The following is a 14,355-nucleotide window of genomic DNA, read 5'->3' as shown; positions in this document are numbered from 1 at the left end:
GTCGGAACCCTTCAGTTGCCGTCGCTACCCTCGAAACCATGAAATCACGTCTTCGCCCGGCAATCGCGGGTCTCGTGCTCGCTCTCGGTCTGGTCGGGTGCAGTTCCGGCACCGACTCCACACCACCGGCTCCGGAAACGACGGCCAGCGGACCCGTGGTGACCATCTCCGGGATGGCGTACTCCCCCGCGTCCATCACCGTGAATGTCGGCGAGACGGTCACGTGGGTGTTCGACGACAACGGAATGGCCCACGACGTCAACGGCCTCGGGGACGCCAAGGGCAAACTCCGCAGTCCGCTCAAGAAATCGGGAACCTACACCTACACGTTCACCGAACCCGGAACCTACGACTACACCTGCACACCGCATCCCGAGATGCGCGGAACCGTCGTCGTCGAGACGCCGTAACGCGCTCGGGCCCCACAGTCTTGCGACTGCGGGGCCCGATTTTCTAGCGAAAGCTACTCGACCGTAACCGATTTCGCCAGGTTACGCGGCTTGTCGACGTCGTAGCCACGCGCCGCGGCAACCTCGGCCGCAAAGATCTGCAACGGAACCGTGGACAGCAACGGCTGCAGCAGAGTCGGTGACGCCGGAATCTCGATCAGGTGATCCGCGTGCGCCGCGGCGACGGTGTCGCCTTCCTCAGCGATGACGATAGTCGTCGCCCCGCGCGCCTTGATCTCCTGAATGTTGGACACCAACTTCGAGTGCAGGACAGCGCGGCCCTGCGGCGACGGCATGACGATGATGACCGGAAGGTCCTCCTCGATCAAGGCGATCGGGCCGTGCTTGAGCTCACCGGCGGCAAAGCCCTCGGCGTGCATGTACGCGAGCTCCTTGAGCTTGAGCGCACCCTCGAGCGCCACCGGGTAGCCGACGTGACGCCCCAGGAACAGCACGGTCGACGCGTGCGCGAACTGGCGCGCCAACGCGCGCACCGGTTCTGCCGTCTCGAGTACCTTGCTGACCAATGCGGGCATCGCTTCGAGGTCGGCGTACTCGCGGGCGACCTCGTCCGGATACTTGGTTCCGCGAGCCTGCGCCAAAGCCAAACCGACGAGGTAGTTCGCGGTCACCTGCGCCAGGAACGCCTTGGTGGACGCGACCGCGATTTCCGGTCCTGCCCGGGTGTAGAGGACTGCGTCGGCTTCACGCGGGATCTGTGCACCGTTGGTGTTGCAGATCGCCAGGACGCGCGCCTTCTGGTCCTTGGCGTGCTTGACAGCCTCGAGCGTATCGGCCGTTTCCCCCGACTGCGAGATTGCGACAACAAGCGTCGAGCGATCGAGAACCGGGTCGCGGTAACGGAATTCGCTGGCGAGTTCGACCTCGACAGGTAGACGCGTCCAATGCTCGATCGCGTACTTCGCCAACAGACCGGAGTGGTAAGCGCTACCGCAAGCGACAACGAACACCTTGTCGACGTCGCGCAGTTCCTGATCGGACAACCGCTGCTCGTCGAGGACGATCTTCCCGTTCTCGAAGTGGCCGAGGAGCGTGTCGGCGACAGCAGTCGGCTGCTCTTCGATCTCCTTGAGCATGAAGTAATCGTGACCACCCTTTTCGGCGGCCGCGAGATCCCAGTCGATGCGGAACGGGCGTCCTTCTGCCTCGTTACCCGCGAAGTCGGAGATCCGGTAGCTGTCGGCAGTGATCACCACTGCCTGATCCTGTCCGAGTTCAACCGCATCGCGTGTGTGCTCGATGAATGCAGCGACGTCGGAGCCGAGGAACATCTCGCCCTCACCGACACCGACTACGAGCGGTGTCGAGCGGCGCGCGGCGACAATCGTGTCCGCATGATCAGCGTGCGTGAAGACGAGCGTGAACGCACCTTCCAACCGACGAACCACCGACAGCGCACTCTCGATGAAATCACCTGCCGTCGGCCCCTGGGCGTACGCCCGGGCGACGAGGTGAACCGCGACCTCGGAATCCGTGTCGCTCTGCAGTTCGACGCCTGCAGCCTCGAGCTCCGCACGCAGCGGGGCAAAATTCTCGATGATTCCGTTGTGAACGACAGCCAGCTTGCCCGAGGCATCACGATGCGGGTGCGCATTGCGGTCCGTCGGACGCCCATGCGTCGCCCAACGGGTATGGCCCATACCGGACGTACCGACGAAGTGATCCGCACCGTACTCGCCGAGCTCCGCCTCGAGGTTGGCCAACTTACCGGCCTTACGCTCGATCTCGACCCCACCGGTTCCGTCGAGAATCGCGATTCCCGACGAGTCGTACCCGCGATACTCCATTCGTCGCAAAGCCTCCACCACAACGCCCAGAGCTGGGCGGTGGCCGACGTATCCCACGATTCCGCACATGGTGACTCAGGGTACTTGGACATCGGCGGTGGGCGCATTTTGCGGTTCCCGCACCTGGTTGCAGCGTCCGCTCCGCATACACGAGGCGGCTCATCGGATAACGTCTTCAACCGTGGCACCGAAACTGAAGACACTGACCCGTGAGCTGTCCAAGCGCGGCCCGCACCGAGTTCTCCGCGGCAACCTCGCCCTGGCCGGACAGCCGGGTGTCGTGTACACGCCGGAAACCGGTTTCAATCTCCCCGCCGTTGCCTTCGCGCACGGGTGGATGGTCGGGTCCCACAAGTACGAGCAGACACTCCAGCACCTCGCTTCCTGGGGAATTGTCGCAGCGGCGCCCGACAGCGAACGCGGTCCGGTCCCGTCACATCTCGGATTGGCTGCAGATCTTCGAGCGACGCTCGACATCTGCGTCGGCGTGCGACTCGGCCCCGGACAGATCAGCGTCCAACCCGATCGGGTCGCCTTTGCCGGTCACGGCATGGGCGCGGGCGCGGCGGTACTGGCCGCAGCGCAGCGCGGGGATGTCGGTGCGGTAGCCGCACTGTTCCCGGCCCCGACAGCACCCAAGGCGGAGAACTACGCGTCGAAGATCACAGCGCCCGGATTGATCCTCGCCGGCGAAGACGACGTCGATTCCTTGACCAGCAATGCCCGGCCGCTGAGCGTGGAGTGGGGCGGTCCTGTCATCGCACGTACCGTGAACGACGCCCAAGACGCCGGACTGATCGAAGGCCGCCGACTCCTCGGCGCCCTGGGCCTCGGTGGATCCGAGCGCAAGACACAGGCCGCCACACGGTGCCTGCTCACGGGCTTCCTGTTGTTCCATCTGACCGGCGACAAGAAGTACAAGGATTTTGCTGATCCCGATGTCGAGATTCCGCACACGGCGCCGTTGCTGCCGGTCGAACCTCACTCCGACGCGCGGGCCAGCCAGCTGTTGCGTAAGTAGGAGTCCGTACTCGCCACCGACTCCGGCGGCGACGGCGTCGGCGTCGGCTCTGACGCGGATCGCAGATACGGGCCGGCTCTCACGGTCCCATCCGTGTCATTCTCGGCGGATGTCGTTTCGGACGGCGGCTCCTGGCGCGATTCCGCGCTCGCTGCGGCCACTCTGCGCTCACGGAAGTCGTCGAGTTGAGAATCGAGGGTTCGACGGATCGCTTCGAACGGCGCGTGAACGGACTTCACAGCGGACCAGCTCCGGCCAACTCAGCGCCCGTCTCTCCGTCGGGAGCCACGATCGACTCGTCGGGGACTGTGGAAGGCGGCTCCGGGTCCGGCGCGGGCGAGAACTCGGCGTTGGATTCAACCGGCACCTCGTGCTCGCGAATCTCAGGGTCGGGAGTTTCGGGCTGGAGTGTCGCAGGCTGGGACGCTTCTTGCGGGCGCGCCTCGTGCAGCGACATCTCCGGATCGGCATCGAGCACTATTCTCGGCCAACCATTTTCGCTCAACTCCAGGGTGGCCGACACAGAGTTCCCGTCAGCACCTGCAACATCCAGACTCACCCCACGACCGTCGGACGCAATCGAGAAGCCCCAAGTGTTGCCGCCGATCGAGAAAGAGACAGGAGCGGCGGCGACACCGGATGCACTCGGCTCGGCGATCGGAAAGGTTGACGTGAACGCGTCTGTCACCCACTGGGTCGCGGCGTCAAAAGCATGACCAACCGCACTCGCGCACTCCGCACACGCCCTGTCGAATTCGTCGCGAGTATCCAGATACGCCGAACGAAAAACCGTGTCCAGCCATGGCGCCGCACCACGACCGGCGGAAGCGACGTGAGTCAGCTGGTCGATCTCCCCCGCACCCAGACCGCCGATCGTCGCCCGGTCGAGGCCGGCCATCTTGAAAGCCTTGTCTGCCAAAGCCGTTCGAACCGTCCGCGCGAATTCGTCGGCCAGCGTGATCAACAGTGGCGCCGAATCCGCATCGGACCGAGCTTCACGCCGCGCCGCGAAGGCCTGATCTACGACCGCACCCACGCCGGAAACATTCCACACTGCAGGAAGATTCTCCGCCAGGTGCGTCAGCATCGCGATCTCGGCGACCGAACCGTCCACCGCTGCGGCCATGTCCGACGCATCTCGCATTAGTGTCTCGAAATCGATACCAGCCTCTGCGCGATACGCATCCTCGTAGGACGTAAGCATCCGTTCTTCGAAGCCCAACCGAGAGGCCAGGTTGTGAAATCGATCGAAGAACTGCAATCCCCTCGCACCAGCATCCAGGATTTCGTCGGGATGCACGCGTGAATCACGCAGTGCAAGAATATCTTCGACGCACAAGGAGCCGTTTGGTACTGCCTGTGCGGTACCGCTCGTCGGTATCATGAGACCGACCCGCTGGAGTCGCGCAATCGCTGCGCACCCTGACCGTCCACCTCAGCGATCACCTCAGCCGAAGAGGAAAGCCGACGCGCCAACGCATCGAGAAGATCCGCACGGCCAGTCAAGCGAGAATTCAGGACCGCCAATGCCGACGCCAACGCGGCTCCATGCTCGGCGTAATCACGGCCCGAAACGGCACCGCTGAATCGCAAACGCCTGATCGGCTCGGCAGAATCGCGCAGAGCCTGGGCCACCGACACCGCATGGCGTGCCAATTCATCTGTTCCAGCGCGGTCGACATCCACGAGCGCTCCCAAGTTTCAACGGAACCACTCGAACGTCGAGCGGCCTTTGACTCCTTGGACGCAGCAGGGCGCAATTACGTTCCCTCAAAACGCGAACGCGTAATGAGGGGCTAAACCGAACCGACGATCTCGGCCAACTCGTCGGCCAGCTTCTGCGCGAGCGGAAGTTCGGTGGCCTCGACCATGACGCGGACCAGTTGCTCTGTCCCGGACGGGCGCAGGAGCACGCGACCACCGTCACCGAGGACGCGCTCTGCGTCCGCGACTGCTGCGAGTACCGACGGCGATGCTGCGACTGTCGCCTTGTCCCCGACCTTCACGTTGATCAGAACTTGCGGGAGGGTTGTCATCGTTGCGGCCAGCGCGGATGCCGACTTACCCGTGCGAGCCATGCGTCCGAGCAGCCGGAGGCCGGTGAGAATCCCATCGCCCGTGGTGCCGAACGCCGGCAACACGACATGGCCTGACTGCTCGCCGCCGAGGCTGTATCCGCCCGCGCGCAGTTCCTCCAAAACGTAGCGGTCACCTACGGCAGCAGTCACGATGTTGATACCGGCCTCGCGCATCGCGATGTGCAAACCGAGATTGCTCATGACAGTCGCGACGAGAGTGTTCTCGACCAACTCGCCGGCGTCGTTCATCGCGATCGCCAGAACTGCCATGATCGCGTCACCGTCGACCACCGCTCCGGTCTCGTCGACGGCCAGGCAACGGTCGGCGTCGCCGTCGTGCGCGAGGCCTAGGTCCGCCCCGTGATCGACTACGGCTTTCTGAAGATTCTCCAGGTGCGTCGATCCGCAGCCGTCGTTGATGTTGAGGCCGTCGGGATCGGCGCTGATCGCGATGACGCGAGCGCCAGCTGCCGCGTAGGCAACCGGTGCGAGCGCGGAAGCAGCGCCGTTGGCGCAGTCGACCACAACGGTGAGTCCAGCGAGTGGCTCGCTCGCCGCGCTCGCCAGATGCGCAAGGTACAGCTGAGCGGCGTCGTCGACCGTACGGACGCGGCCGATCCCGGCACCTGTCGGTAGGACGGGCGGTGCAGTGCCGTCGAGTGCATCCTCGATCGCCACCTCGACAGCATCATCGAGCTTGTGTCCACCGGCTGCGAAAATCTTGATTCCGTTGTCCGGCATGGGATTATGCGATGCAGAGATCATGACACCGAGACTGGCGTCGAGCTTTGCCGTCAAGTATGCAACTGCCGGAGTCGGAAGAACACCCACGTCGAGCACGTCGACACCCGCGGAACTCAATCCTGCGGTCACCGCGGCTTGAAGCATCTCACCGCTGGCGCGAGGATCGCGGCCGATCACGGCGGTCGGACGTTCGTCCGCGGTATCGGCTGTCAGTACGCTCGCCGCGGCAACTGCCAATCTCAATGCAAGATCTGCAGTCAGATCCGAATTGGCAAGTCCACGAACACCGTCAGTACCGAACAACCGACCCATAGAACGACTCCTGAATCCTGTGAACCTCGAGAAGGGAACTCGAGAAGGGAATTTCTCCGAGAAACACAAGAGCGAGCGTCCGGTAACGATGGACGCCCGCTCTTGTGGTGAACAGGTGCCGAAGCAGACCCGTCGGGTCAACCTCGGCAAAGCATCAGCGCTTGGAGTACTGCGATGCCTTACGGGCCTTCTTCAGGCCGTACTTCTTACGCTCGACCGCGCGGGCGTCACGCGTCAGGAAGCCTGCACGCTTGAGGGCCGGACGATCATCAGGGGTTACCTCGATGAGTGCGCGCGCGATAGCCAGACGCAGTGCGCCTGCCTGACCGGACGGGCCGCCACCGTGCAGCAGTGCAATGATGTCGAAAGACTCGGGACGCTCGACGAGCACCAGCGGAGCCTTGATCAGCTGCTGGTGAACCTTGTTGGGGAAGTAGTCCTCCAACGTACGACCGTTGAGCTTGAACTGACCGGTACCGGGAGCCATCCGGACGCGAACGACAGCCTCCTTGCGGCGACCGACGGTCTGGACCGGGCGATCGAGGACGATCGGTGCGAGCGTAGCTGCAGCAACCTCTTCGACGACCTCGACTGCGTCAGAGACAAGCTCTTCCACTGCTTCGATGTTCTCTTCGGACACGTTCTGCTCTTCCGGCGATGTCACTGTGCGACCTGCTTGATCTCGAACGGCACCGGCTGCTGCGCGGTGTGGGGGTGATTCGGGCCCGCGTAAACCTTGAGCTTGCTGCTCATTGCGCGGCCGAGCTTCGTCTTGGGGAGCATGCCGACAATGGCCTTCTCGACGAGACGATCGGGAGTCCTGTCGAGGACCTCACCGACAGTGCGGGACTTCAGGCCACCCGGGAATCCGGAGTGGTGGTAAACGTTCTTGCCCTGCAGCTTGTTGCCGCTGATGGCAACCTTCTCTGCGTTGATGATGACAACGAAGTCACCACCGTCGATGTGCGGCGCGTAGGTGGGCTTGTGCTTGCCACGCAGCAAGTTCGCTGCCTGAACGGCAAGACGGCCGAGCACCACGTCAGTGGCGTCGATGACGTGCCACGTGTGGGTCACATCTCCGGCCTTCGGGGTGTACGTAGACACAGATCTTCCTCGTCTTAATTCATTCCACTGCTGACCATGTGCGTATCGCGTAAACGATCCTCGGCGGCCAGTTGAGACCCGAGAACCGCCGGTCTCCACGCATTTCTGCCGGAGCCCTACGGCACGCCACCGATAGACGATACCGGTCTACCCGCTGCCAGGTCAAAGCGCAGCCATTCCTGCCAACAGCATCATCGTCCAGCACAGCGATGCGAGCGATCGACATGCGCCTGCCCCGGCAACCTGACGGTACCGGGGCAGGCGGGGTGTCATCACGGCATGGGATGTTGTCAGCGACCGAACCCGTTTGCGGCGATCCGATCAGCTTCCTGCATCTTCTCCGAGCCGCTCGCCGTCGCTCCGGCGATCTGCGCGAGAACCATGTTCAGTTCTTCGGAAGCCTGGGCCCAGCGACGCTGTGCGTCGTTCCACGCTTCGGAGCCTGCCCCTTCCCAGCCTGCTTGCAGCTTGTCCACGACAACCTTGATGTCGCCCTGTTTGTCGTTGATCGCTTTGGCCTGCTGTTTCATCTGATCGGACAGCATTGCGAGGCCGCCGAAGTCGTACTTGATCCTGTCGGACATAACTGCTCCCGGTTCGGTGTGACTGGAGAGAACTTGTGAGAACTAACTTGTGAGAACTACTGGCTGAGGATTGCTTGACCGGACGATGAAGTGCTGGCGGTCAGGACATGTTCACCGTCGCGCCGCGAAGCGAGCTGACGTTGTCGTCTTCGGTCGAGTCGAAGGTTCCCGCGGCCTGTTTGATCTGCTCGCAGATGTCGGTCAGAGCTGTGTCCAACTTCAGGGCCGCGCTGTTGTATCGCTCCATGATTCCTGCGTATTCGACCTGCGCCGCACCGTTCCACGAATTGTGCGAAGCGTCGGCCTCCGACCGAACAGCGTTGACCAGCCCCCTGATGTCACCGAGATGTCCGTCGATGGTCCCCGCCGAATCGATCAATTCAGCGGTAGTTGCGGTAAAGCCCATGTCGTCCCCCTGGATTCGGTGAGTACCGTTCGGTATCGGCGATCACACACAACGGGCTTTGTCCGTCGGATGTGCACCGGGGTCGAGCGGAACTCCCTGATGTGCGCTACACATACTTTGACGCGACCTTCGCACCAACGGTTCCGGCCCGACCGAAGAATATTTTCAGAACCGACCGATCCGGTCACGGTGTGAATTCGACCGACTGCCACATCCGCAGGCAGTCCGCTTCGAGACTGCCCCACTCACCGACCAGATACTGGCAGCCGATACTCACTTGCCGTCCGTTGTCGACGTATACGTGCCAACGCACCTCGGAGAAATCGTCCGGAAACTCGACGTACACCACTGCCCGTTTTCCTGCGGCATCGTCGAGCACAGCAAACTCTGCGAACCGCAAGGGGTCCTCGAACGTCGAAAACTGCTGACGCAAAACAGCTTCGACGGAATCGAATCCCACACCTTCCGCAAGACGTTTCTCGATGACCACGATCTTGCGATCCGCACCCGAACCGGGTACCAAATCGGTACGCCCGCTCGAGGTCCCTCGCGACAGAAGCTTCCAATCGGAAGGCAATTCTGCCGCAACGCTTCCCACGTCCACACGAGTAAGTTCCGGAGTGGCCCCGGACTCGATCGACGAGATCGAAGTCTTCGGTGCAGGCGTTTCCTGCTCTTTCGACGCCTCCACGATCTCGACTTCGACTTCCGCCGTGGCTGCGACCGACCCCGCCAACCGAGAATCGCCTCGATCGCGAGTGGACACCACGACCGTTGCTGCGACCGCACCGGCGACGGCGACCACCGCAAGCGCCGCCGCGAACCATCGACGGCCTCTTCGCCGCCCGCCGACGCGACGCGGCGAAGAGGCATTCGAGTCCGCGCCAGAAATCGACTTCGCGCCATCCGTATCGCCTACCCACCCGGCGCCGAAAGCCGAATTGTCGACAATTCGTCCCGAACTGTCCCGCGCGGTTGTCTGGCGAACGAGCGTCTGAGGATCCACCAGAGACGCAGCCACCCGGCTCTCGTCCAGAATTCGGATGCTCGCGTGGCCGTGAACATTCGTCGACCCCCGTTCGAGCGAAGCCGCAACAGCATGAGAGCTCGGCCCGACCAACACCACAGCGTCCCGAACCGATAGATCCCCGATTGCGGAAAACAACCCCGCAACGTCTGCGATCTCCGAACTTTGTGTTCCGTCGATTCGGAGTTCACCGTCGACCTCAGCGACAACAGAAGCGACCACCGTTCCGCCTCGCAGTTCGAGGACGACACACCGCGATCGCCAAGCCGTATGAGCCGACCTCGCCGCCGCGATCGACGTCGGAACGAGTACGACGTCGTGCGCCACTCGACGTGCGGCATCGAGCAATCGCCGCCTGCGTGGGGCACCCCAATCCGAGGGATGACTGAGATGAAGAATGTCTGCGTCGACGATTCCGCACCCGTCCATCGCACTGGAGATCAGCCTGGCCACCTCCAAGACTGTCGGGACAACCCGACCATCCACGTCGACATAATCGTCGTCGATGTAATCGATCGCATTCTCGCCGGCCGCACCGGGGCCCGACGCCGGTTCGCGTCGGAGGTCTGCACTGCAACAGAATTCGCGTTGACCCGATACGACCCAGATATTCGATGCACCCCAATGTAACGAGACCGACACTGCGGACGGAGCGGTCACAGCGGTGGCATCCACGGAACTTGGACAAGTTGGGTTTGCGAGCGGGAAACGTAGACCCCACGGCCTTCCGGCATCGCCGACGCGCGGACAGTGCCGACGAGATTTCCCTCGTCACGGCTTCCGCTCATGATCAATCCGGCCGGCGCCATGTCGCGAATTCTCGCAATGACCGGCTCGTACAGTGTTCTGGCCGCACCACCGGAACGGCGGGCAATAACCAGGTGCAAACCGATGTCCTTGGAGTGCGGAATGTATTCGAGCAACGGCGCCACCGGATTTCCACTCGGTGTGGCCACAAGGTCGTAGTCGTCGATCAGTACGTAAATCTCCGGCCCACTCCACCACGACCGTTCCCGCAATTGCTGCTGCGTTGTTTCGGCGTTCGGCATTCTGGCAGCGACGATCCGAGCCAAGTCGACCATCAATTCACCGAAGGTCGTCGACGACGCCGAGTACCCGCCGAGGTGATTCCCTTCGACCACGCCCAGCAGGGAATGCCGATAGTCACCGATGATCAGCTTGGCCTGGGCCGGTGTGTTCGACGCGATGATCCCTTCGGCTATTCCACGCAAGAGAGATGTCTTCCCACACGCGGTGTCGCCGAATATCAACAGGTGCGGGTGTTCCCGGAAGTCCATGTACACCGGGGCGAGGTCGGTCTCACCGAGCCCGATCGGCACCGTGAGGCACCGACCGTCGGCCGCGCTCGTTGAGGGCCACCGGGTCCCGACAGCTTCGAGAAGTTCTGCCCGCGAGTAGAAATCCGGGAGCATCCGCACGGTGGGTGCCGGACGCGAATTCGACATGGCTGCAATACGTTCAACCGTCGCCACCACAGCCGTACTCGAGTTCTCACTACCCGGTAGGCCGTCGATTCGAGGTAGTCCGGTGAGAAGGTGGAGTCCGTCGCGAGTGATGCCACGACCCGGTCGACCTTCCGGCACCAGGCCGGCTTTCCGGCGACCCGCATCCGAATCTCCCGGATCACCCAAACGAAGTTCGATGCGAGTACCCAGTTGATCCTTGAGTGCCGGCCGGATCTCGGCCCACCTCGACGTCGTGACGATCACGTGTACACCGAAGGACAAACCTTGACCGGCGAGCATGTTGATCTGGGGCTCGAGTGATTCGAAATCCGAACGAACGCTTGGCCAACCGTCGACGACGAGGAAGACGTCACCGTACGGGTCCTCTCGGAGTCCCGCAGCCTCACCTTCCCCGGTGGGATCAGCTGTTCGCAATCTACGGAAATCGGCCATCGATTCGATGCCGAGGTCACGAAACAGTCGCTCCCGTTTAGCGACCACACCGAGTACCTCGGCAACTGTGCGCCGGACGCGGTCGGAATCCAAGCGGTTTGCCACCGATCCGACGTGCGGCAGATCTTTCAATCCGAGGAGCGTTCCACCGCCGAAGTCGAGGCAGTAGAACTGAATCTGTTCCGGCGTGTGCGTCATGCTCAGAGACAAGATCAACGTGCGCAACGCCGTCGACTTTCCCGACTGCGGGCCGCCGACAATCGCGAGGTTGCCAGTCGATCCGTTGAGATCGGCGACGAGTAGATCGCGGCGCTGATCGAACGGCCTGTCGACTATGCCGAAGGGAGCGCTCAGATTTCCGCGAGGTTGATCACCGGTCGCCCACCGCGGCAACAACTGGTCAAGCGTCGGAGATGACTCGAGCGGCGGGAGCCACACTTCATGCGCACGTGGACCGTGACCGCGCATGCGGTCTACGAGGACTCCCATGAGAGTACGTGCATCGTCACCGATTTCACCCATGTCGACGACGTCGGGCTCGACGGGAACGACAACGGCCTCTGGTCCGATCACGGGCTTCGCGGTAAACGGCAGCGGCGCCAGTTCGACGGGGGAATCGACCGAGAATCGAGTGGGCACGATCCGCTCGCCCTCGTACGGGCCTGACACGTACGCACCTTGGAAGCGAACGATCTCAGCAGAATCGGACTTCAGGTATCCCGCACCGGGTGCGCCCGGAAGGTGATAAGCATCGGGAACGCCGAGGACGGAACGAGACTCGTTCGCCGAGAACGTTTTCAACCCGACGCGATACGAAAGATGGCTGTCGAGACCCCGGAGCTTTCCTTCGTCGAGTCGCTGACTGGCCAGCAGCAGGTGAATGTGAAGTGACCTGCCCAATCGCCCGATGGCCACGAACAATTCGGCAAATTCCGGCTGCTGACTGAGCAGTTCGGAAAACTCGTCGACAACCACGAAGAGTGCCGGCAAGGGATCTAGTGCAGCGCCGGCCAGCCTCGCCTTCTCGTAATCGGACACGTTTGCGAAGTTTCCTGCCGCACGCAACAGTTCTTGTCGACGATTCATTTCGCCGGCGAGCGCGTCCTTCATACGATCGACCATCGCCAATTCCTCGGCAAGGTTGGTGATGATCGCAGCAACGTGCGGCGCCTCCTCGAGGCCGAGAAAGGTTGCACCGCCTTTGAAGTCGATCAGGACGAGGTTCAGTGCGTCGGGAGAGTGGGTCGCGATCAGGCCGAGCACCAAGGTTCGCAGGAACTCCGACTTGCCAGAACCGGTGGCTCCGATACACAGCCCGTGCGGACCCATACCGTTCTCGGCCGACTCCTTCAGATCCAGTTCGACGGGGTTTCCGTCTTGTCCGACACCGATCGGCACACGGAGTCGGTCGCGCCCCTGACGTGGAAGCCAGCCATGCTCAGGATTGAACCTCGCAACGTTTCCTATCCCCAACATCTGGCTCCACGTCCGAAGGGATCGGTCGTCGTCAGCTGCGTCGACGGCATTCTGCGATGCCGCACGGAACGGTGCGATGCGACGGCCGAACGCCTGCGCCAGGCTCGTCGTCGCAGCGTCGGGCCTCGCAAAGTTCTCAACTCCTGCGCTGCTCACCGCGCCGATCTGATCGCTACCGACGACCAGTCGCAACCCACGCGTCGCCACCAGCCGCGGGCAGAACCCGCAGAGGTCGAGGACGGTCACCGAGTCGAGCCCGGATTCGGACAACAGGCCGGTGTCACCTTCGAGTAAGCCACCGTCCACGACCAGCACGAGATGCGGAACGCCCGCACTGGCTGGAGTGTTGCGAGCGAATCGAGCACGCATCGAAAGCGGTTCCCCGAGGGAACTTTCGAATTCGAGATACGAACCGAACACCATGCGTGCAGTGCCGGTGCCGTCCTGAGACTGCGGGTGTTGCACGTGTGGGAGCCACTTGACCCACTCCCACTCGGATTCGGTATCGGGACCGCACACCACCGCAACTTGGAGCGTGTCCGGACCGTGGAATGTGCACAGCTGCATCAACATCGAGCGGACAAGCGCACGAGCGGAATCTCTCTGCCCCTCGATGGACATCGCAGCAAATCCGCGAAGCGAGACGGCGGTCGGCAGGTCCTGCACAACCGAATGTGCACGGACGAATCGCCGAAGTGAGACAGCAGCGACGGGTTCGAGATCCTCGACCGGCCCGGTCTCCGGAGACACGAGTCTGGTGGCCAATCGCTGTGTACCCAGACCTACCCGAACGTGGCAGTAGTCCGAGTCGGTGATCTGACGCTCCCACATCCGCACAGTCCCGGCCAGTGTCCAGAGCAGCGACGGCTCGGGATTGCTCCACTCGAGAGCAGCACGCTGCGCACCAGTCGTCGCAGCAACATCACTACGCATCTGATCCAGGTACCGGAGGTAGTCCTTGCGGTCCTCGTTCGCTTCGGACGCTCTTGCTCCACCGCTACGACCGCCCCCGGCGAGCATTCCGAGCATCGACACCATCATCATGACCGGAAACAGCAGGGACATCGGATTGCGCGCCATGCCGGAAGAGAACATCAGCGCCACCATGCCGATCATGGCAACCACCATGATCACCGGAAGTAGTTTGGTCAGTAGGTTTCCCGGCGTGACGCGAGGTATCTCCGGTGGGGGCTGAAGCGTCACCTCGCCGCCCGGTGTGCGCGGCGATTCACGGCGTGCTCGACGCGCAAATCTGACAGTGCTCAATTCACCCACCCCCATCGGTGCTGCAGCTGTTGCCGCCAGACGCCTCGTCCGACTACCGCCGGCCCCCCAAGGCGTACTCGCGCAATTGCAAGAGAGTAGATCACAACACCGACACTCGGGTCGGTGCCACCTGTTGTCGGCGCTGTCTCCGATACAGGCGC

General features: G+C 62.7%; 12 protein-coding genes. 2 read left to right on the top strand and 10 right to left on the bottom strand.

What is annotated here, in order from left to right; all coding sequences use genetic code 11:
- The first annotated feature begins 38 nt into the window (after positions 1 to 38).
- Entirely contained in the window at positions 39 to 410 is a 372-nt protein-coding gene (locus ASU23_RS25925; RefSeq protein WP_003940908.1) for a plastocyanin/azurin family copper-binding protein, read from the top strand.
- A gap of 53 nt (positions 411 to 463) precedes the next feature.
- On the opposite strand, the gene glmS is transcribed toward ASU23_RS25925, so the two are convergent.
- Positions 464 to 2,326, bottom strand: a complete 1,863-nt coding sequence (glmS, locus tag ASU23_RS25920; protein ID WP_003940837.1) for a glutamine--fructose-6-phosphate transaminase (isomerizing) — start codon at positions 2,324 to 2,326, stop codon at positions 464 to 466.
- A 112-nt stretch (positions 2,327 to 2,438) separates the two neighbouring features.
- On the opposite strand from glmS, the gene ASU23_RS25915 reads away from it, so the two are divergent.
- Positions 2,439 to 3,278 (top strand): dienelactone hydrolase family protein, encoded by an 840-nt coding sequence (locus ASU23_RS25915; protein ID WP_003941000.1) that lies wholly within the window; start codon positions 2,439 to 2,441, stop codon positions 3,276 to 3,278.
- 235 nt (positions 3,279 to 3,513) lie between these two features.
- On the opposite strand, the gene ASU23_RS25905 is transcribed toward ASU23_RS25915, so the two are convergent.
- From ASU23_RS25905 to eccCa, 9 genes are all read right to left on the bottom strand, one after another.
- Entirely contained in the window at positions 3,514 to 4,578 is a 1,065-nt protein-coding gene (locus tag ASU23_RS25905) for a hypothetical protein (RefSeq protein ID WP_253741488.1), read from the bottom strand.
- Positions 4,579 to 4,658: 80 nt separating this feature from the next.
- Positions 4,659 to 4,964 carry a hypothetical protein gene (locus ASU23_RS25900; RefSeq protein ID WP_003941002.1) on the bottom strand — a complete coding sequence of 102 codons (306 nt, stop codon included), beginning with the start codon at positions 4,962 to 4,964 and terminating at the stop codon, positions 4,659 to 4,661.
- Between the two features lie 110 nt (positions 4,965 to 5,074).
- Complete coding sequence (gene glmM / locus ASU23_RS25895; protein ID WP_007728598.1) at positions 5,075 to 6,412, bottom strand: phosphoglucosamine mutase; 1,338 nt, start codon at positions 6,410 to 6,412, stop codon at positions 5,075 to 5,077.
- Between the two features lie 154 nt (positions 6,413 to 6,566).
- Positions 6,567 to 7,076, bottom strand: coding sequence for a 30S ribosomal protein S9 (gene rpsI / locus ASU23_RS25890; protein ID WP_007728596.1), 510 nt, complete (start codon positions 7,074 to 7,076; stop codon positions 6,567 to 6,569).
- Positions 7,073 to 7,516, bottom strand: coding sequence for a 50S ribosomal protein L13 (gene rplM / locus ASU23_RS25885; protein WP_003940842.1), 444 nt, complete (start codon positions 7,514 to 7,516; stop codon positions 7,073 to 7,075). The genes rpsI and rplM overlap by 4 nt, the downstream gene beginning before the upstream one ends.
- A gap of 290 nt (positions 7,517 to 7,806) precedes the next feature.
- On the bottom strand, positions 7,807 to 8,100 hold the full coding sequence (locus tag ASU23_RS25880; protein ID WP_003940975.1) for a WXG100 family type VII secretion target: 294 nt from the start codon (positions 8,098 to 8,100) through the stop codon (positions 7,807 to 7,809).
- Between the two features lie 100 nt (positions 8,101 to 8,200).
- Positions 8,201 to 8,506, bottom strand: a complete 306-nt coding sequence (locus ASU23_RS25875; protein WP_003940986.1) for a WXG100 family type VII secretion target — start codon at positions 8,504 to 8,506, stop codon at positions 8,201 to 8,203.
- Positions 8,507 to 8,690: 184 nt separating this feature from the next.
- Positions 8,691 to 10,193, bottom strand: a complete 1,503-nt coding sequence (locus ASU23_RS25870; protein ID WP_050655861.1) for a type VII secretion-associated protein — start codon at positions 10,191 to 10,193, stop codon at positions 8,691 to 8,693.
- A complete protein-coding gene (gene eccCa / locus ASU23_RS25865) occupies positions 10,190 to 14,194 on the bottom strand; it encodes a type VII secretion protein EccCa (protein WP_058039111.1) in 4,005 nt (1,334 codons plus the stop codon). The genes ASU23_RS25870 and eccCa overlap by 4 nt, the downstream gene beginning before the upstream one ends.
- Positions 14,195 to 14,355: the final 161 nt, after the last annotated feature.

The sequence above is a fragment of the Rhodococcus sp. KB6 genome (genome assembly GCF_001445685.1).
Classification (GTDB): Bacteria; Actinomycetota; Actinomycetes; order Mycobacteriales; family Mycobacteriaceae; genus Rhodococcus_F; species Rhodococcus_F qingshengii.
The sequence above is the reverse complement of the archived record's forward strand: the minus strand, read 5'-3'. Positions and strand labels throughout refer to the sequence as shown.

Coding starts and splice junctions, on each gene's coding strand:
- ASU23_RS25880 (WP_003940975.1), bottom strand. CDS start 8,100: ATGTCCGACAGGATCAAGTACGACTTCGGCGGCCTCGCAATGCTGTCC.
- glmS (WP_003940837.1), bottom strand. CDS start 2,326: ATGTGCGGAATCGTGGGATACGTCGGCCACCGCCCAGCTCTGGGCGTT.
- ASU23_RS25875 (WP_003940986.1), bottom strand. CDS start 8,506: ATGGGCTTTACCGCAACTACCGCTGAATTGATCGATTCGGCGGGGACC.
- glmM (WP_007728598.1), bottom strand. CDS start 6,412: ATGGGTCGGTTGTTCGGTACTGACGGTGTTCGTGGACTTGCCAATTCG.
- ASU23_RS25925 (WP_003940908.1), top strand. CDS start 39: ATGAAATCACGTCTTCGCCCGGCAATCGCGGGTCTCGTGCTCGCTCTC.